17 protein-coding genes are annotated in these 18,791 nt (G+C 70.7%); 9 read left to right on the forward strand and 8 right to left on the reverse strand.

What is annotated here, in order from left to right; all coding sequences use genetic code 11:
• Positions 1 to 4: 4 nt before the first annotated feature.
• Together JOD27_RS30280 and JOD27_RS30285 are read right to left on the reverse strand one after the other, a co-directional pair.
• Positions 5 to 1,378: a class I adenylate-forming enzyme family protein gene (locus JOD27_RS30280; protein WP_204765712.1), complete on the reverse strand. Its 1,374-nt coding sequence runs from the start codon at positions 1,376 to 1,378 to the stop codon at positions 5 to 7.
• Positions 1,365 to 2,909, reverse strand: a complete 1,545-nt coding sequence (locus tag JOD27_RS30285) for an NAD(P)-binding domain-containing protein (RefSeq protein ID WP_204765713.1) — start codon at positions 2,907 to 2,909, stop codon at positions 1,365 to 1,367. The genes JOD27_RS30280 and JOD27_RS30285 overlap by 14 nt, the downstream gene beginning before the upstream one ends.
• 63 nt (positions 2,910 to 2,972) lie before the next feature.
• On the opposite strand from JOD27_RS30285, the gene JOD27_RS30290 reads away from it, so the two are divergent.
• Positions 2,973 to 4,469: an aromatic amino acid ammonia-lyase gene (locus tag JOD27_RS30290; RefSeq protein WP_204765714.1), complete on the forward strand. Its 1,497-nt coding sequence runs from the start codon at positions 2,973 to 2,975 to the stop codon at positions 4,467 to 4,469.
• Between the two features lie 62 nt (positions 4,470 to 4,531).
• Here the strand turns inward: JOD27_RS30290 and JOD27_RS46235 are convergent, their stop codons facing one another.
• The 4 genes from JOD27_RS46235 to JOD27_RS30310 all read right to left on the reverse strand — a co-directional run bounded on the left by JOD27_RS46235 (position 4,532) and on the right by JOD27_RS30310 (position 8,403).
• The gene (locus JOD27_RS46235) at positions 4,532 to 5,779 is read right to left on the reverse strand and encodes a sensor histidine kinase (RefSeq protein ID WP_204765715.1); all 1,248 of its coding nucleotides are present in this window, start codon (positions 5,777 to 5,779) and stop codon (positions 4,532 to 4,534) included.
• The gene (locus JOD27_RS30300; RefSeq protein ID WP_372441760.1) at positions 5,776 to 6,429 is read right to left on the reverse strand and encodes a response regulator transcription factor; all 654 of its coding nucleotides are present in this window, start codon (positions 6,427 to 6,429) and stop codon (positions 5,776 to 5,778) included. The genes JOD27_RS46235 and JOD27_RS30300 overlap by 4 nt, the downstream gene beginning before the upstream one ends.
• Before the next feature lie 274 nt (positions 6,430 to 6,703).
• The gene (locus tag JOD27_RS30305) at positions 6,704 to 7,501 is read right to left on the reverse strand and encodes a glycoside hydrolase family 20 zincin-like fold domain-containing protein (RefSeq protein WP_204765716.1); all 798 of its coding nucleotides are present in this window, start codon (positions 7,499 to 7,501) and stop codon (positions 6,704 to 6,706) included.
• A gap of 104 nt (positions 7,502 to 7,605) precedes the next feature.
• Complete coding sequence (locus tag JOD27_RS30310; protein ID WP_307830412.1) at positions 7,606 to 8,403, reverse strand: PaaX family transcriptional regulator; 798 nt, start codon at positions 8,401 to 8,403, stop codon at positions 7,606 to 7,608.
• A gap of 90 nt (positions 8,404 to 8,493) precedes the next feature.
• On the opposite strand from JOD27_RS30310, the gene JOD27_RS30315 reads away from it, so the two are divergent.
• The 5 genes from JOD27_RS30315 to JOD27_RS30335 are packed head-to-tail and all read left to right on the forward strand — an operon-like array spanning position 8,494 to position 13,421.
• The gene (locus JOD27_RS30315; protein WP_204765717.1) at positions 8,494 to 9,372 is read left to right on the forward strand and encodes an SDR family oxidoreductase; all 879 of its coding nucleotides are present in this window, start codon (positions 8,494 to 8,496) and stop codon (positions 9,370 to 9,372) included.
• An 11-nt stretch (positions 9,373 to 9,383) separates the two neighbouring features.
• Positions 9,384 to 10,259, forward strand: a complete 876-nt coding sequence (locus JOD27_RS30320; protein ID WP_204765718.1) for an amidohydrolase family protein — start codon at positions 9,384 to 9,386, stop codon at positions 10,257 to 10,259.
• The gene (locus JOD27_RS30325; RefSeq protein WP_204765719.1) at positions 10,256 to 10,714 is read left to right on the forward strand and encodes a MaoC family dehydratase; all 459 of its coding nucleotides are present in this window, start codon (positions 10,256 to 10,258) and stop codon (positions 10,712 to 10,714) included. Before JOD27_RS30320 ends, JOD27_RS30325 begins: the two co-directional genes overlap by 4 nt.
• A 9-nt stretch (positions 10,715 to 10,723) precedes the next feature.
• Positions 10,724 to 12,040 carry an MFS transporter gene (locus JOD27_RS30330; RefSeq protein ID WP_204765720.1) on the forward strand — a complete coding sequence of 439 codons (1,317 nt, stop codon included), beginning with the start codon at positions 10,724 to 10,726 and terminating at the stop codon, positions 12,038 to 12,040.
• On the forward strand, positions 11,979 to 13,421 hold the full coding sequence (locus JOD27_RS30335; RefSeq protein WP_204765721.1) for an acyl-CoA synthetase: 1,443 nt from the start codon (positions 11,979 to 11,981) through the stop codon (positions 13,419 to 13,421). The genes JOD27_RS30330 and JOD27_RS30335 overlap by 62 nt, the downstream gene beginning before the upstream one ends.
• Here JOD27_RS30335 and JOD27_RS30340 read toward each other — a convergent pair.
• Positions 13,387 to 15,105, reverse strand: a complete 1,719-nt coding sequence (locus tag JOD27_RS30340; protein ID WP_204765722.1) for a sensor histidine kinase — start codon at positions 15,103 to 15,105, stop codon at positions 13,387 to 13,389. The genes JOD27_RS30335 and JOD27_RS30340 overlap by 35 nt on opposite strands.
• On the reverse strand, positions 15,095 to 15,799 hold the full coding sequence (locus JOD27_RS30345; RefSeq protein WP_204765723.1) for a response regulator transcription factor: 705 nt from the start codon (positions 15,797 to 15,799) through the stop codon (positions 15,095 to 15,097). The genes JOD27_RS30340 and JOD27_RS30345 overlap by 11 nt, the downstream gene beginning before the upstream one ends.
• Before the next feature lie 79 nt (positions 15,800 to 15,878).
• On the opposite strand from JOD27_RS30345, the gene JOD27_RS30350 reads away from it, so the two are divergent.
• Genes JOD27_RS30350 through JOD27_RS30360 form a run of 3 tightly spaced genes read left to right on the forward strand, consistent with a single transcriptional unit; the run spans position 15,879 to position 18,786 of the window.
• Positions 15,879 to 16,913, forward strand: coding sequence for a peptidoglycan-binding protein (locus tag JOD27_RS30350; RefSeq protein ID WP_204765724.1), 1,035 nt, complete (start codon positions 15,879 to 15,881; stop codon positions 16,911 to 16,913).
• Entirely contained in the window at positions 16,910 to 17,620 is a 711-nt protein-coding gene (locus JOD27_RS30355; RefSeq protein WP_204765725.1) for an ABC transporter ATP-binding protein, read from the forward strand. The genes JOD27_RS30350 and JOD27_RS30355 overlap by 4 nt, the downstream gene beginning before the upstream one ends.
• The gene (locus tag JOD27_RS30360; RefSeq protein WP_204765726.1) at positions 17,617 to 18,786 is read left to right on the forward strand and encodes an ABC transporter permease; all 1,170 of its coding nucleotides are present in this window, start codon (positions 17,617 to 17,619) and stop codon (positions 18,784 to 18,786) included. The genes JOD27_RS30355 and JOD27_RS30360 overlap by 4 nt, the downstream gene beginning before the upstream one ends.
• The last annotated feature ends 5 nt before the right edge of the window (positions 18,787 to 18,791 follow it).

An 18,791-nucleotide genomic window follows, 5' to 3' on the forward strand; every position in this document is an offset into this window, starting at 1 on the left:
CCTTCTACGCAGTCAACAGGCGCTTGTCTGGCTTGCCGCTGGGCGCGACAGGGGGTTCGGTGATCGCGGTGAGGCGCACGGGTGCGCAGGCCGCGCCCAGTCGTCCGGTCACGAGCTCGCGCAGCTCCTCCAGTTCGGGGACGCGGTCGCCGTGCGGCACGACGAAGGCGTGCACGGCCTCGCCCGTGTCGTCGTCGGGCACCGCGACCACGTAGGCCTCGGCAACGTCCGGGTGCTCGGCGATCACCTGCTCGATCGGGCCGACGTGGTGCAGGTTCGCGTTGACGATCACGACGTCCCTGGCGCGGCCGGTCAGGTGCAGGTAGCCGTCGGCGTCGAGGTGGCCGAGGTCGCGGGTGCGGACCCAGCCGCCGGCGAACACCTCGGCCGACTCCTCCGGGTTCCCCCAGTAGGCACTGGCCTGGGCGGGCGTGCGCACGTACAGCTCGCCGTCGCGGATCTCCACGTCCACCGGCGGTCTCCCGGCCGTGCCGGGCGGGTCGGACGGCGTGGCCATCGAGATCATGCCGGTCTCGGTCTGGCCGTACCCGTGGAACAGCACCGGTCCCAGCACGTCGAGGGCCTCGCGGTGCCGGTCGGTGGTGAGCGGTGAGCCGGAGACCAGAAGTGCGCGCAGCGTCGACAGGTCGGCGGGGGAGTGGCGCTGGGCGGCAACGAGTTTCGCCAGGCCGGGCACGGTGATCACGCGGGCGGTCGCGCGGTGGCGGGTGATCGCGTCCGCGGGGTTGTCGGCGACGACGACCGTGCCGCCCGCGGTGAGGGTCAGCACGGCGTACTCGAACATGACCTGGCTCGACAGCGATCCGAACACGAGATAGCGGTCGAGTCGTGAGGCCAGCTCCCGGATCGCGGGTGGCCAGGCGCCCGGACGCGCGGTCCAGGCGTTGGTCATCGCGGCGTAGGTCTGCGCGCACGCCTTGGGCATCCCGGTGCTGCCGCTGGTGTGGATCAGACGCGCGATGTCCTCGGGCCTGCCCTCACAACGCAGTGGTGCGGCTGGAGCCTCGACCAGCTTCCCGACGTCGGGATCACGGACGGTCAGCTTGATGTCGAGGCTGAGCAGGTGTTCGATCTGCGCCTCGGGCAACCCCGGTCGTACGCCCAGCACCCGCGTGCCTGCCAGGTGCGCCGCGATGATCGTCGCGAACGCCTCCGGGGTGACACCGAGCAGCAAGGCGACGCCGTCACCGGGGCCGAGACCGTTGGCGCGCAACCCGTTCGCGATCCGTGCGATCAGATCGAGCATCTCGCTACCGGTCACCACGCGGGTGCCGTGCTCGAACACCGGCCGGTCCGCGGCGGCGCCGAGCACGTCGAGCACCGCGCGCGGGAACGGCTCGGTGTCACGCGCCGGCAAGGCATTCCTTGACGAACACGACCAGCGGCTGCTGGTGCACGTCCGGCATGTCCCAGTGGTTCTCGAGGTTCTCCGCGAGGTGGTGGTTCGCGGTGAGCACGCCGTGGCGGTAGTAGCGCACCACCGGATGCAGGTAGCTCGCGTTCGCCGCGTTGACCGCGTCGTTCTCCGCCACCCGCGGCACGGTGATGTCGAACGGGTCCACGGTGTCGTGGTCCGGCCCGTACTCCAGCGTCGCGACGAACCGGTGCTCGGCCGGACCGAGCCCGCCGTCCGCGACGTAGGCGACCGGCACCTCCTCCTCGTACCGCGCGTCACCGCCGTCGACCGTGACGACGTCGCCGATCACCGCGAACTGCTGCCACAGGCACGAAGACGTGTTCACCCTCGCGATCACCGCGTCGCTGATCGCCTCGGGCGACAGCTCCACTTCCGCCGCTGGCCACGGGATGTCGTGGTGGCGGGCGTCGAGGACGCGGTGCAACGCGCGGGCGCCGTAGCGGAAGCCGTGGATGAACCCGCTGGTGGACTTCTTGAAGTCACGGGACTGCGTGATCGTGCCCGCGAAGTACAGGTTCGGCACGGTCACGGACTCGAATGCCGAGGTGAGCTCCGGGAACCGGTCCTTGATCACGAGCGCGGGGCGGCAGCTGTCGTCGAAGATCGAGGCGTCGAACCGGAACCCGGTGCACGCGATGATCCGGTCGTACTCCAGCTCGCGCAGCTTCTCGACCGTGCGGGCGTAGCGGAACTGGATCCGGAACCCGCCGTCCGGCCGCGGTTCGATGCGTTCGATCGTGCCGTCGATGACCGCGTTCTCGGACTTGAGCTGGTAGGTGTCGAGGAAGTTGTTGTTGACCGCCCGCAGGTGCCCCACGTAGTGCGTCTGCCAGGCCAGCTTCACCGAGTGCGGCCCGGCGACGTGGATGACGGCCGCGTGCTCGACGAGCGCGTCTGCGGTCTCGAAGCCCGAGTTGCCCTTGCCGATCACCAGCACCCGCTGGTCGGTGAACGACTCGGGATCGGTGTCGAACGTGTCGTAGCGCTCGGCGTGCTCGATGCCGGGGATCTCCGGCACGTAGAGCTGCGAGACCCCGGTGGCCATGACCAGGTGCTTCGCCCGCCAGCTCTGTCCACTGTGGTCGGTCACGGCGAACCCGTCGTCGTCGCGGGAGACCTGGGTGACGTCGATGTCGTAGTGGACCTGGAGGTTCGCCGCGAAGTCCCGGAAGTAGCGGACGATGTCGTCGGCGTCCGGGAAGTACTTCGGGCTGTAGCGGGTGAACAGCAGCTCCGGGTCGTCGGTCAGCAGCGAGTTCCAGTCCATCCGCATCCGCTGCTCCGGATCGGTGAACCCGGTGTGGACCTTGTTGATGGAGATGAGCTTGCGGTGCCGCGGGAAGCGGGTGAAGAACGTGCCTGCCCCGCTGCCGCGTTCGAGGACGGCGTAGTCGCGACCGTCCCGGTCCAGCAGTGCGGCGAGCTGCAAACCGGCCGGTCCCGCGCCGATGATCAGGTAGTCGTGCGCCATGCACCGGGAAGCTACCCAGCCGATCTCAGAACTTTCTGAGATCGGCCGCCTACCGTCCGTGCCGTGACAGCGACCGCTTCTGACACGTCCGTGGACCTCGGCGCCCCGCTGACCGCCGCGCATCTGCTCGGCGCCGCCTCACCGCTGCCGGTGCTCGTCGGCTCGGCCGTCCTGGACCGCGTCGAGCAGGGCCGCGCGTACCTGCGCACGGTGCTCGCCGACGACGAACGCCCGGTGTACGGCGCCAAGACCGGGTTCGGCGCCCTGGTGGGCTTCGCGGGCAGGTCCACCGAAGCCGACCAGTGCGACAACACCCTGGCACACCTCGGCGCCGGCCAGGGCCCCGACCTCCCCCTCGACATCGCCCGCGCCGCACTGCTCGTGCGGACGTGGTCGCTGGCCCAGGGCCTCTCCGGGGTGTCCGCGCACGTGGTCTCGGCACTCGCCGCGATGTTCGCCACGACCTTCGTCCCGGCGATCCCGCGCTACGGATCCGTTGGGGCGAGCGGAGATCTCATCCCGCTCGCGTACGCGGCGCAGGCCCTGCGCGGCCGAGGGCACGCCTACTTCGACGGGGTGCGGATGCCCGCTGCCGAAGCTCTCGCCGCGCCCGGACTGACGCCGCTGGACCTCGACGGCAGGGACGCGCTCGCTCTCGTCAACGGAACCTCGGTCACCACAGCGGCCACGGCCCTCGCACTCTCGTCCGTGCGGGCCTCGCACCGCGCGGTCGCGGATCTGACCTGCCTGCTCGTCGACGTCCTCGGCGCCGACCCGGGATTCCTCGACCCGCGCCTGATCACGGCGTTCGGGCACACAGGCGCCACCGACATCGCCGCACGGATGCGCGCGTTGCTGGACGGCGCGCAACCAAGCGGCGACCGCGCTTTGCAGGAGCCCTACAGCATCCGTTGTTCACCCCAGCTGCTCGGCGCGGCCGAGGACGCGTTGCGCTACGTCGACGGCGTGGTCGCCGCGGACCTCGGCGGCGTCAGCGACAACCCGTTGTTCTTCCCGGACGACGACCTCGTCGCCCACGGCGGCAACTTCTTCGGCCAGCCGGCCGCGTTCGCCGCCGACATGCTCGCCATGGTCACGGCCTCGATCGGCAACCTGGCGGAACGCCAGCTGGACCTGCTGGTCGACCCGTCCCGCAACACCGGCCTGGCACCGATGCTCGCCGCCGGTCCCGGTCGGCAACACGGCCTGCAGGGCGTGCAGCTGGCGACCACCGCCTTCATCGCGGAGATCCGTCGCAACGTGCTGCCCGCCAGCACCCAGAGCCTGTCGACCAACCTGCGCAACCAGGACGTCGTCCCGTTCGGCACGCAGGCCGCGTTGCGCGCCTACGACCTCGCTGAGCTGTTGCGGTTGCTGTGCGGCTCGCTGGCCTTGGGGCTGCGCCAGGCCGTGCACGTGGGTGGGAGGAGGCCGACGGCGCCGCGCTGTGCGGCGTTGCTGGACGCCCTCGCCGACGCCATCGCGCCGGTGGATCCGGACCGGCCGCTCGACGTCGATGTGCGGGTGGCGGCGCACGTGGTCACCGGGCGGGCGTGGTGACGGGTGGTCCGCGGTTCGCCGCGTGTCTCGTGCCGCACGCGGAGCCCGGCCCCAGCGCCAGTTCACGAGCAGGCTGAGGTGATCCTTTCCCGCAACGCCGCCGACGTCCGCCCCGCCACCGGCAGCCTCACCGTGAACCGCGCACCTCGCCCGGGCTGCCCGTCCGCCTCCACCGTCCCGCCGTGCCCGGCCACGATCTCCCGCACCAGCGCGAGCCCCAGCCCGAACCGCTTCTCCCCGTGCCCCCGGTGGAACCGGTCGAACAGCCGCTGCGCCTCACCGGGCTCGAACCCCTCACCGGTGTCGGACACCACCAGTTCCACGTGCCCGCCGTCCACCCCCGCCCGCACCGAGATCCGTCCACCCTCCGGTGTGTGCCGCACCGCGTTCGCCAGCAGCTGGTCCACCGCCCGCCGCAACGCCGTCTCGACCCCGTCGACCACCAGCGGGCTGCCGCCGACCTCCACCGTCAACGCGATCCGCCGCTGCGCCGCCCGTTCGGTCTCCCCGGCGACCGCCGACGCGGCGACCTCGGCGAGGTCCACGGGCGTACCGTCGAGCCCGCGATTGAGCTGCGCGGACAGCAGCAGGTCGTCCACCACATCGGCCAGCCCGCGGATCGACCTGGCCAGCGCGTCGAGGTCGTCCCGGTGCCGATCGGGCAAATCCGCGGCGGCCGACAACAGCTGCGCTCGCAGATGCGCCCGCGCGATCGGCGTGCGCAGCTCGTGGCTCGCGTCCGTGACGAACCGGCGCTGCCGCGCCAGGGCGTCGGCCAGCGGCCCGAGCGTGCGGCGGCCGATGCCGAAACCGATGAGGGCCGCCACGAGCAGACCGGCGATCAGCGCGATGCCCAGCGCCTGCAGCAGGTGCGTGCGGTCGGAGAGCTGGTACCGCAGGTCGAACACCGACTGCACCGTGGTGCCGTTGGCGCCGGGCGAGGTCAGCACCATGTACTCCGTGCCGTTCGCGGACACGTCCCGTTCGACGGCCGCGCCGGTCGAGCGAACCGCGTCGAGATCACCGCGCACCGGGAAGCCGTCGGGAACCGGCAGCGTCCCCAGGTCGAGCGCCCCGTTGTCGAGCACGAACACCCAGGCGCACCGGGGCGCGACGCCGGGCACGCCGAACCGGGCGTTGTACCGCAGCTCGCGCGTCACCTGGGTTTCCTGCGCGTGCACCATGACGACGTACGCGATCGCGCCGACGAACGCGATCATCACCGTGATCGCCAGCCCCGCCAGCACGCTGACCCGCCACCGCGCCCGCCGCACCTCCGCGCGCTCCGCCTCGACCCACGACGCCCTCACAAAGCCCCCAACCGGTAGCCGACCCCCTGGACCGTGCGCACGACCGACCGCCCGACCTTCGTCCGCAGATAGTGCACATAGGTGTCCACAATGGACTGTGAAGGCGCGTCGTGGAACACCGTGCGCCGCAACGACGCCCGCGTGTGCACCGTCTCCGGATGGGTCGCCAGTACTCGCAGCAGCCCGAACTCCCGCTCGGTCAGCGGCACCCGTTCACCGTCGGGCAGCACGACCCGGTGCTGCTCGAGCTCGAGTCGACCGGCGCCGATCCGCAGCACCGCGGCGAGCTCCGCCGCCCGCCGGCCCAGCGCCCGCAGCCGCGCGGTCAGCTCGCCCAGGTCGAACGGTTTCGTCAGGTAGTCGTCCGCGCCGGCGTCGAGCCCGTCGATGCGATCCCGCACGGTCCCCATCGCCGTGAGGATCATGACCTGCGTGCGCACCGACCGGGAACGCAGCCGGGACAACAGGTCCAGCCCGTCCAGCGCGGGCAGCCCGCGGTCGATCACCACCACGTCGTACGGCCGGGTGAGCGCGAGATGCAGCCCGCGCTGCCCGTCCAGCGCGATGTCCACGCCGTGTCCCTCGCCGCGCAACACGGCGGCGAGCAACTCCACCAGCTCTCTGTCGTCCTCCACGAGCAGCAGCCGCACGCCACGAAGAATCCCACGCACACAGGGACTCCGACCAGGTCGCCAACGCAGTGCGAACAGCAACCTCTCGCCGTTCACGGATGTAACCGAACTGCTCAGTCCGGCTCTCCGCGGCCGTTCATGCCCCCGCACCCCGGCAGGACCGGCATTTCAACGATAAACAGCTGACTCCCGCACCACGCCGACCTGCGATCGGACGCTTCCTGTGAACGCGGCAACCACCCATCGCCACGTCTCCGCCGCCCCACCCCCGGCACCCGCCGGCGCCGTTCGTCTAGGTCCAGGCCGGTGCCACCGCGGACGCCGTGAAATGGCCACCGACCCACCCGGCGGTCGCGACGGCGCGCAGCCCGTCGTCGCCCTCGGTGAGCCTGCCGTGCGGGCCGAGCACGTCCACGTCGCTGCCGTCGTGCCACCGCACCGGCAGCCGGTTGTGCCGCTCGAGCAGACCGGCGAGCCTCCCGGTCAGCTTCGCCCTGCCGATGTGCACCCACCGGCTCGGGAACAGCTCCAGCAGCTCGATCGTCGCCGGGCTGATCTCCGGCACGACCGTGATGCCGTGGTCGAGGCCGTACTCCACGACCTCGCGGATGTGGTCGGGATCGCCCTCGGGGAACACATGCAGCACGTTGAGCTTGTAGGCGGCCATCTGGTCGATGGCCTTGCGCATCTCCGCGGGCGGCAGCAGCGGGCTCGTGACACCACGCCAGGCGAACGCGGGGGAGTCCTGCACGTCGGCCGCGCGGACCGTGCCGTCACGCGTCATCAGCTGACGGAACGACTGCACGCCGTGACGCAGACCGGCCTGGGTGCCCGCCCGGAGCATCACCGCGTGGTTGCTGACCAGCAACGCGTACCCCTCGGGGCCGAGCCCGCGCATCGCCGGGTCGTGGGTCACCATCAGCATGCCGTCGGGCGACTCGGCGAGCAGGTAGCCGGTCTGGCGGAAGATGTGCTCGCGCAGCAACGCCGCCGCGGTGCGGGCCTGCCCGGTCACGCGGACGGCCACGTCTTCAGTCAGGGGGAACGCGCCCGTGCGACGGGGTGCGCTCGCAGGCATGGGAACGATCACCGGATTCCTCTCCAGCGGAAAAACGCGGCACGGCGTGCGCCAGTTCCCGTTGTAGCAGGTTTACCCGGAGATTGGTCCAGACCTCCCAGTGATCGGGAACACGATCAGGCGATGGTGATCGACTCGATCGTGGCGTCGGCCAGCGGCGTCGCGGTCTCCGCGTACTGCCGGGCGAGCGACTGGAAGAGCTGTTCGGCCTCGATCGCGGGCCATCCGGCGTCGAGCAGCTCGGCCGGCAGGTGCGGGTCCTGCCGCACCAGCTCCAGCCAGTCGGAGTGCAGGACGAGCTGACGCGCGAGGTCGTCCGGCAGCGCCTTCAGCGGCGCCGGGCCGCCCCAGCGCGCGAGGAAGTCCTGGTAGCGGGCGGCGATCGCGGCCGTGTCGAACGCCCGGTGCGCCAGATCCGCGGCCTCGGTCGGCTTGGCGTGCTGCGCGGTGAACACCGTGACGTGCTGGGTCAGGCCCAGGTCCTCGATCATCCCGGCGACCTCGCGGGACCCCGGCGCGATCCACAGGCCGTTCTGCACCGGCCCGAAACCCGCCCACAGCAGCTGCGAGCGCAGGTCGTGCCGCTCGCTGCGGCGGCTCTCCGGCAGCGAGAAGCCGATCAGCGTCCACGTGCCGTCCCAGTCGTTGTTCAGCGCCCCGGTCTGCCAGATGCGCCGCTCGCCGTCCTGCAGCACGTCGGACGCGCGGGGGGTCAGTCCGAAGTAGACCTTGCGGCCGTTGCGGTGCTTGGTGAGCAGGCCGCGGGTGGTCATCCGGGCGAGCGTCGACCGCACCGCCTCCTCGGAGACGTCCACGCGGGCGAACACGTCGATCACGCTGCCCGAGTACACGGCGATGTCGCGGCCGAACACGTACAGGCCGAGGAAGTTGAGCATCAGCGACTGCGGAGTCACGCTGTCACGATACATGTTGGGCAGAATCTAGACGAGCGTCACGAATATGCCTTACGTTGGTGTGGCCACCCAACGAGAGGACGAAGTCGGATGGATCTGTCGGGAAAGGTCGCGATCGTCACCGGTAGCGGCCGCGGTCTGGGCCGTGCTTACGCGGAGGCCTTGGCGCGCAACGGGGCCAAGGTCGTGGTGAACGACGTGGACGCCGCCGCCGAGGAGGTCGCCGCGAGCATCGGCGGCAAGGCCGTCATCGCACCGGTCGGGTCCACCGAGACCGCCCAGCTGCTCGTCGACACCGCCGTCGAGGAGTTCGGCCGGCTCGACGTGCTCGTCACGAACGCGGGCATCCTGCGCGACCGCGTGCTGTGGAAGATGAGCGACGACGACTTCGACGCCGTGATCAACGTGCACCTGCGCGGCACCTTCACCTGCGCCCGCGCGGCCGCGGTCAGGATGCGCGAGCAGGGCACCGGCGGCAGCCTCGTGCTGATCTCCTCGCCCGCGGGCCAGCGCGGCAACTTCGGCCAGACCAACTACTCCGCCGCGAAGGCGGGCATCGCCGCCATGGCCCGCACCTGGGCACTCGAACTGGCGAAGGCGAACATCGACGTCAACGCCGTCGTCCCGGTCGCCGCCACCGAGATGACCAGGACGATTCCCGCGTTCGCCCCGCTGATCGAGGAGTCCGAGCGCACCGGCGCGCCACTGCCCGCCTGGGTGCGCCGCGGCGAGGGCCTGGGCAGCGTCGAGGACGTCACCGGCCTCATCGTCTACCTCGCCTCGGACGCCTCGAAGGGCGTCACCGGGCAGGCCATCGGCATCGGCGGCGACCGGCTCGCGCTGTGGTCGCACCCCGCCGAGAAGCAGGTCGAGTTCGCCGACGGCGGCTGGAGCGCCGAGGAGATCGCGCAGAAGCTGCCCAGCTTCGCGCCCGAGACCTACGGCATCCCCGCGCCGGTAGCGCCATGAACCTTGCCAAAATGAACGTCGACGACCTCACCGCGATCGACGTCCACACCCACGCCGAGATCTCCTGCGACGGCCACAGCTCGCTCAGTCCGGAGCTGATGGAGGCCTCCGCCAAGTACTTCAAGGCAGGCCACCGCCAGCCCACGATCGCCGAAACGGCGGCCATCTACCGCGAACGCAACATGGCCGCGGTGATCTTCACCGTCGACGCGGAGTACGCCACCGGGCACCCCCGCATCAGCAACGAGGAGATCGCCGAACAGTGCGCCGAGCACTCGGACGTGCTGATCCCGTTCGCGAGCGTCGACCCGTGGAAGGGCCGCGCCGCCGTCAGGGAAGCCCGCAGGCTCGTCGAGGGGCACGGCGTGCGCGGCTTCAAGTTCCACCCGAGCCTGCAGGACTTCTCGCCGGACGACAGGATGGCCTACCCGCTCTACGAGGCGATCGAGGAGCTCGGCGTGCCCGCGCTGTTCCACAGTGGACAGACCGGCATCGGTGCCGGCGTGCCCGGTGGCGGCGGGATCCGGCTCAAGCACTCCAACCCCATGCTCGTCGACGACGTGGCCGTCGACTTCCCCTACCTCAAGATCGTGCTGGCCCACCCGTCGTTCCCCTGGCAGGACGAGGCGCTCGCGGTCGCCACGCACAAACCGTTCGTGTACATCGACCTCTCCGGCTGGTCACCGAAGTACTTCCCGCCGCAGCTCGTCCGCTACGCCAACACCGTGCTGCAGGACAAGGTGCTCTTCGGCTCCGACCACCCGGTGATCACCCCGGACCGCTGGCTCAAGGACTTCGCCGCCATCGACGTCAAGGACGAGGTCCGTCCCAAGATCCTCAAGCACAACGCCGCCCGCCTGCTCGGACTCGTCAAGGAGAACGCATGACCACGACCGTCAACGGAATCGAAGAGCTCAAAGCACTGGCGGGCGCCGACCTCGGCTACACCGACTGGTTGCAGATCGACCAGAACCGGGTCAACACCTTCGCCGACGCCACCGACGACCACCAGTGGATCCACACCGACCCCGAACGTGCGGCCGCCGGACCGTTCAAGGGCACCATCGCCCACGGCTACCTCACGCTCGCCCTGCTCATCCCGCTGATGACCGAACTGCTCGACGTCTCCGGCGTGCGCATGAGCATCAACTACGGCCTGGAGAAGGTGCGCTTTCCCGCTCCGGTACCGGTCGGCGCCAAGATCCGGCTCAAGGGCCAGGTCGCGTCCGTCGAGGACGTCAAGGGCGACGGCGTTCAGGTGACCGTGGACTTCACGGTCGAGATCGAGGGCACGGACAAGCCCGCGTGCGTCGCGCGGGGCATCTACCGCCACTACGCGTGAGGTGAAACCATGGCGTCAACAACGCAGTTACGCCGAGCCGTCACATCCAGCTTCCTCGGCAGCGTCATCGAGTACTACGACTTCCTGCTCTACGCCACCGCCTCCGCGGTGGTGTTCAACAAGGTCTTCTTCTCCTCGCTCGACCCGCTGGTAGGCACGATCGCGAGCTTCGGCACGTTCGCGACCGGCTACCTCGCCCGCCCGCTCGGCGGTGTCCTCTTCGGACACTTCGGCGACCTGCTGGGCCGCAAGAAGATGCTCGTGCTCACCATGAGCCTGATGGGTGTGGCGAGCTTCCTGATCGGACTGCTGCCCACCTACGCCCAGGTCGGCTGGCTCGCCCCGGCAGGGCTCGTGCTGCTGCGCGTCGTGCAGGGTATCTCCGTCGGCGGCGAGTGGGGCGGCGCGGTGCTGATGTCCGCCGAACACGCCACCTCCCGGCGCGGGCTCTGGGCGAGCTTCACCAACGCCGGCGCGCCCTGCGGCATGGTGCTGTCCACCGCCGCGCTCACCGGCACGGCCGCGCTGGTGGGGGAGCAGGCGTTCCTGCAGTGGGGCTGGCGGGTGCCGTTCCTGCTCAGCCTGGTGCTGCTGGCCGTCGGCCTGTTCGTCCGGATGAAGGTCGAGGAGACCCCGGTGTTCCAGGCCGAGAGGAAGCGCACCTCCGCACCGTTGATGGACGTGCTGCGCCACCACCCGCGCACGCTGCTGCTCGGTGTCGGCGTCGGCCTATCGGCGTTCGTCGCCCAGTCCACGCTCACCACGTTCATCCTCGCGTACGGAGTGCATGCCGGGACCCCCAGGCAGTCGATCCTCAACGCCCTCACCCTGTCCTCCGCGCTCGCCGTGATCGGCATCCTGGCCTGGTCGGCCGCGTCGGACCGGCTCGGCCGGCGGCCCGTCGTCCTCGCCGGCGCCGTGCTGATGGCGGCCTTCGGGTTCGCGCTGTTCCCGTTGGTGGACAACGGACTCATCGTGCTCGCCCTGGTCGTCGGCCAGGCCGTCCTGCACCCCATGATGTACGGCCCGCTGGCCGCCCTGTACAGCGAGCTGTTCTCCACCGGCAGCCGCTACACAGGTGCCTCGCTGGGCTACCAGCTCGCCGGGCTCGGCGCCGGCCTCGCACCACTGCTGTTCGCCCAGGTCCAGGCCTCGGCAGGGACCACGGCCATCTCGTTCATCCTCGCGGCGTTCTGCCTGCTGACCGTGCTGTGCACGCTCGCACTCCGGGAGACCAGCCGCACCAGCCTGACAGGAGACCTGAGTGCGGAACGCGGGACTGGGCAGCTGGCCGGCTCGCCGGGCACGGATGTCGCCCCGGCGTGAGGCGTTCACGTTCGAAGGTGCGTCGACCACCTACGAGGAGGTGGCTCGGCGCACCACGAAACTCGCGCGACGGCTGGAAGAGCTCGGTGTGCGGCACGGCGACCGGGTCGCCTACCTCGGCCCCAACCACCCGTCGTTCGCCGAGACGATGTTCGCCACGCACCTGCTCGGAGCGATCTTCGTCCCGCTGAACTTCCGGCTCACCACCGCCGAGATCGACTACCAGCTCGCCGACTGCGGCGCGCGCGTCCTGGTCCACGCGCCGCAGTTCCGGTCCGACCACCCGTCGACCGTCTCGCTCGACGACTACGAAACGTGGCTGGAGGGCGGCTCCGAGGAGCCGCTCGACGTGCCGGTGTCCATTGAGGACAGTGCCCTGATCCTGTACACCTCCGGCACCACCGGCAGGCCCAAGGGCGCCGTCCTCAGCCACGCCAACCTGCTGTGGAACACCTTCAACCTGATGATCGGCGTCGACATCGCCGCCGACGAGGTCGCGCTGGTCGCGGCGCCGCTGTTCCACGTGGCGGCGCTGACCCAGACGCTGCTGCCCACCTTCATCAAGGGCGGCCGCAGCGTGATCACCCCGCGCTGGGACGTCACGGCGTGCCTGGAGCTGATCGAGTGGGAACAGGTGACGTGGATGTTCGGCGTCGCCACGATGTACGCCGACCTCGCGGCCTCCCCGCGGTGGCCGACCGCGGACCTCGCCTCGTTGCGGGTGCTGCTGTGCGGAGGCTCCGCGGTGCCGGACTCGGTCATCCGCACCTACCAGGACCGGGGCCTGGTGTTCTGCCAGGGCTACGGCCTGACCGAGACCGCGCCGGGAGCGACGTTCCTGGAAGCGGCCGACAGCGTGCGCAAGGCCGGTTCCGCCGGCGTGGCGGTGTTCTTCGCCGACGTCCGGCTGGCCGACACGGGTGAGATCGAGGTGCAGGGCCCGAACGTCACGCCCGGCTACTGGAACGACCCGGTCGCCACCGCGAACGCGTTCACCGAGGACGGCTGGTTCCGCACCGGCGACGTCGGGCGGCTCGACGACGAGGGCTACTTCTACGTCGTCGACCGGGTGAAGGACATGTTCATCTCGGGCGGGGAGAACGTGTACCCGGCCGAGGTGGAGAACGCGATCTCCGACCACCCCGACGTCGCCGAGGTCGCCGTCGTCGGGGTGCCCGACACGCGGTGGGGCGAGGTGGGCCGCGCCTTCGTCCGGCCGCGGTCGGGCGCACTGGTCGACGCGGCGGTGTTGCGCGACTTCCTGTTGCCGCGCCTGGCGAAGTACAAGATCCCCGTGCACGTCGACGTCGTCGCCGAACTGCCGCGCACCGGCTCGGGCAAGGTGCTCAAACCCGCCCTGCGCCGGCTGCCGCTGCCGTGACCGGGAGGCGCACGGTGAACGTGGTGCCCCGCCCCGGCGTGCTCGTCACGCCGACCGCACCACCGTGCGCCTCCACCAGCTTCCGCACGATCGCGAGCCCCAGCCCGCTGCCGCCGGTGCTGCGGGCCCGCGACTTGTCCGCCCGCCAGAACCTGTCGAACACGTGCGGCAGGTCCTCCGCGGCGATGCCGGACCCGGTGTCCGCCACGGAGATCACCACATCGGACCCGTCCGCGACCGCGCCGACCGTCACCGACCCACCGGACGGCACGTACCGCAGCGCGTTCGAGACGAGGTTGTCGAGAATCTGCCGCAACCGCAACGCGTCCGCCTCGACCGTGAGCTCCTCCGCCGACACCACGAGCGCGATCCCCGCCTGCGCTGCCCGTGCCTCCTGCGCTGCCCTGACCTGCTCGACCGCGGCCGCGACGGGCACCGGCTCGATCGTCAGCCGCAACGACCCTGCCTCGGCGATCGCGAGGTCCTGGAGGTCGTCCACCACGTGTTGCAACACCAGAGCCTCCTTGAGCAGCAACGTGATCAGGGCAGGGTCGAGATCGCTCACCCCGTCCTCGGCCGCCTCCAGCCACCCGCGGATGTTGCTCAACGGCGTGCGCAGCTCGTGCGCCACATCGCTCACCATCGCCTTGCGCGCCTGCTCCAGCTGCGTCCTGGACTCGACCATCGTGTTGAACGCCCTGGTCAGGCCCGCGATCTCGTCCTGCCCGCGCACGGGAACCGGCGGAATGTCGCTGCCACCCGACATGTGCTGAGCGGCAGCGGTCAACGCCCGCAACGGCCGCGTGATCCGCGCGCCCGCGAACGCCGCCACCCCGACGGCGGCCAGCAGCACCGCGGCCGCCACACCCACGATCTGCCAGCCGTTGCCCGACAACGAGATCGCCGCGGTCGGCCGGCCCGTGCGGTTCGTCAGGTACAGCAGCACCGGCGGCGCCACATACGGCGTGAGCTGCTCCTTGCGCGAAGCGGCGACGCACGCCGCGACGGCGGGCTCGTCCGGTGGCGGCACACCACTGGACTGCTTGCGCGCCGGCGTGTAGTCGGGATCCAGGTCGACCGGCGGCAACGACCTGCGCGCCAGACAGGCGTTGACCAGGTCCTCCAGATCGAGCAACGCGTAGAAGTCGGCCGCGGTGTCGAACGGCAGCTCCTTGTCCCGGCAGTCCGGCCCGGTCCGCTCCTTCTTGACCATCCGCAGGCAGAACAACGTCCCCGTGCGGTCCTCGCGCTCGCGGAAGTCGATCGGCGTGCGGAACGGCCCCAGCACCCGCTTGTCGATCCGGTCAGCGGGCGCGTCCGGCACCAGCACCGGGTCGACGGCCAGCGCGTCCACCACGGCGGCGGCCGTCGCGGGCAGCTGACCGCCGTCCCCGCCCTGGTCGGCGACGGTCTGCCCGTCCTTGGTGACCAGCACGATCCGGCGGTTCGGACTGTCGTCCGCCAGCGACCTGATCACAACGTCCACATCGGACCAGTCGCGGTTCGCGGTGGCGTACTGCAACAGCGCGGCGTAGATCCGGTTGTCCGCCGCCAGCTCCCTGCCCTGCTCGCGCGCGATCGACGCCTGGGTCAGCCGGGTGGCGAGCCACGCCGTCGCGGCGATCGAGCACACCGCGATCAGCACCACGACCACGAGCAGGCGGGTGAAGACGCTACGGCGCATCAGCACGTCCGGCGGTGAGCTTGTAGCCGATGCCGTACACGGTGACCAGGTGCTCCGGCGTGCGCGAGTCAGTCTCGATCTTGCGGCGCAGGTTCTTCACATGCGTGTCGATCGTCCGCGCGGTGAGGTAGCTGTCGAACCCGTGCATGCGGGCCAGCAGCTGCTCGCGCGTGAACACCCGGTTCACCTCGGACGCGAGCACCTCCAGCAACCCGAACTCGCCGGGCGTGCACTCGACCGGCGCACCCCGCACCGTCACCTCATGCCGCACCGGGTCCACCACGATCGGACCCACCCGCAACAACGGCGCCGGCCGCGCGGCCGGCCGCCGCCGCAGCAACGTCCGCACGCGCGCCACGAGCTCACGCGGGCTGAACGGCTTGGTCATGTAGTCGTCCGCGCCGAGACCCAGCCCGTGCAGCAGGTCGTCCTCAGTGGACCGCGCGGTGAGCATGAGCACCAGCACGCCGGATTCGTCCTTGCCGGCCCGCAAAGCCCGGCAGACGTCCAGGCCGCCCAGTCCGGGCAGCATCAGGTCCAGCACGACGAGCTGGGGCTGCTGGGCGCGGACGACCTCGAGCGCCTCCCGTCCGTCGTGGACGACGACAACGCGGTGGTGGTCCTGCTCGAGGTAACGGCGGACCAGCTCGGCCTGGTTCTCGTCGTCCTCCGCGACCAGGATGAGAGCGCTCACGGGCCGAGGATACGGACGCCCTCGCGGCGATCACCGGTTCGTCACAGGATCCTCACAAGTGCCGATCAAGATCCACGGCATGCGCAAGACCGTTATCGCGGCGGCCGCGGTGCTCGTCGTGGTCGTCATCGCCGCCGTGCTCCTGGTCCGCGGCCGGCCCGACGAACCCGCCGCAGCCCCGCCACCGGCGCCGAAGACCACGACCGTGCGGAAAGGAGACCTCACGAACACCCGCGTCCTGCAGGGCGACCTCGGCTTCGGCACGGCCAGGCCGGTCAAAGGGGGCACGGGCACGGTCACGAAGCTGCCGGCGGTCGGTCAGGTCACCGAACTGGGCAAGGAACTGTACCGCGTCGACGACCAGCCGGTAGTGGTGTTCATCGGCGCCACCCCGCTGTTCCGTCCGCTCGATGCGCCGGGCCTCAAGGGCTCCGACGTCGCCGTGCTGATCGAGAACCTCGCCGCCCTCGGCTACCAGGTCGGCACCCGCCCGCGTGACCCCTCGAAGGCCGAGCTCACGCCGGCCGTCGTCGACGCACTCAAGCGGTGGCAGAAGGCGCAGGGGGCCGAGCAGACCGGCGTCCTGCAGCCCGGCCGCGTGCTCGTCGTGGACCGCCCGATGCGTGTGCAGTCGGTGAAAGCCCAGCTGGGCGTCCCGGCGGCCGAGGAGCTCTTCGAGATCACGCCGACCACCCGCCTGATCACCCTGCAGGTGCCGGCCTCGGAACTGGGCGCGGTCAAGGCCTCGATGCCGGTCACGATCGTCCGCCCGGATACGCGCGAGGTGCCCGGAAAGGTCAGTTCCGTGACGAACACGCCTGCCGCGGAGAACGGCGGCGGTCCCCGGGTCAGCGTCGTGATCACGCCCGACAACCCCGCCGACGTCGCTGACCTCGACATCGCGCCGGTGCGGCTGAAGTTCACGACCGAGAGCCGAACCGGCGTGCTCACCGTGCCGTTGGCTGCTTTGGTGGCGCTGAAGGAGGGCGGTTACGCGGTGCAGCTGCCTTCCGGTGCGTTGAAAGCCGTGCAGACCGGCCTGTACTCGCAGGACAAGGTCGAGATCTCCGGTGACGGCATCACCGACGGCCTCGAAGTGGTGACGGCCGAGTGACCCCGGTGCTCGCGTTGCGCTCGGTCTCGAAGCACTACCCCGGCGGCGTGAAGGCGTTGGATTGCGTCTCGCTGCAGGTTCGTCCGGGGGAGTTGCTCGCCATCGTCGGCCCGTCCGGCTCGGGCAAGTCCACCCTGCTGCACCTAGTCGGCACTTTGGACCTGCCGTCGTCCGGCACGGTGGAGATCGACGGCCTGGACGTCTCGTCGCTCCCGGACCGCAAGCTGTCGGCGTTGCGGGGGAGCCGGCTGGGGTTCGTGTTCCAGCAGTTCCACCTCTCCGACGGGCTGACCGCGGTCGAGAACGTCGCCACCGGCCTGCTGTACGCGGGCGTGCGGCGGCGCGACCGGCACGCGCTGGCCGTGTCGGCACTGGAACGCGTCGGGCTCGGGCACCGCGTCGACCACCGGCCGCAACAGCTCTCCGGCGGTGAACGGCAGCGCGTCGCCATCGCTCGTGCGGTGGTGAACAACCCGTCGCTGGTGCTGGCCGACGAACCCACCGGTGCGCTCGACACCGCCAACGGACTCGCGGTGCTGGAGCTGTTGCGGGAGTTGAACCGGCAGGGGACGACCATCGCGTTGATCACCCATGATCGGGACATCGCCGCGTCGTTGCCGCGCCGGGTGGAACTGCGGGACGGGCGGATCGTCGCGGACACCGGCGGCCCCGCCGAACGGACAGTGGTCACGGGGAGCGTGTTATGACTCGCCTCTCCCCGGCCGACCTGCTGTCCCTGGGCTCCCTCGGCCTGCGCACCCGCAGACTCCGCGCCGCCCTCTCCGCCCTCGGCATCGCCCTGGGCATAGCCACCGTCATCGTCGTCACCGGCATCCCGGCCTCCAGCCAGCAAGCCCTGCTGGACGAACTCACCGCCCTGGGCACCAACCTGCTGCGAGCCCAACCCACCCAGCGCAACGAGAACCCGGTCCTCCTCCCCGAGTCCTCCGTGGCGATGGTCCAGCGAATCGGCCCGGTCACCGCCGCCGCAGCCGTCGCCAACACCCACACCCGAGTCCGCCGCAACGACCTGCTCGACCCCGGCCACAGCTCCGACATCACCGTCCTCGCCGCCAGCCCGAACGTCCTGGACACGGTCAACGGTCACATCCAGACCGGCGAGTTCCTCCGACGCCCGAACTTCCCGGAGGTCGTGCTCGGCAACGTCGCCGCGACCAGGCTCGGCCTCCAGGACATCCGCGAGCAGCCCGCGGTGTTCGTCAAAGACAAGTGGTTCACCGTGGTCGGCGTCCTGGCGCCGAACCCGCTCGCCCCCGAGCTGGAACGCGCGGTCCTGGTCGGCTGGGAGGCCGCCCGCACCCACCTCGGCTTCGACGGCCACCCGACGGTCGTCTACGTGAAGGCACGCGAGGAGTCCATCGAGGACGTTCGCGCGGTCCTGCCTGCCACGTTGTACGGCGAGATCCCCGGTATGGTGCAGGTCAGCCGCCCGTCCGACGCCCTGGCCGCCAAGCGCGCCACGCAGAACTCCTACAGCGCGCTGTTCCTGGGCCTGGCAGGCGTGGCGGTCCTCATCGGCGGCGTCGGCGTGGCCAACACGATGGTGATCTCCGTGCTGGAACGGCGCAGCGAGATCGGCCTCAGACGAGCCCTCGGCGCCACCAAGGGCCACATCCGCGCCCAGTTCCTGACCGAGGCGGTGCTGCTCTCCGGCCTCGGCGGCCTGGCGGGCACCGCGCTCGGCACCGCGGGCGTCGCCGGCTACGCCACGCTGCACCGCTGGCCGTTCGTCATCCCCCTGCCGGTGCTCGCCGCAGGCGTGCTGGCCGCGTTCGTCGTCGGCGCCGCCGCAGGTCTCTACCCCTCCATCCGCGCCGCCCGGCTCACCCCGACCCAGGCGCTCTCCGCGTGACGAAA

Origin of the sequence: Lentzea nigeriaca (assembly GCF_016907955.1) — a bacterium.
Taxonomy (GTDB): domain Bacteria; phylum Actinomycetota; class Actinomycetes; order Mycobacteriales; family Pseudonocardiaceae; genus Lentzea; species Lentzea nigeriaca.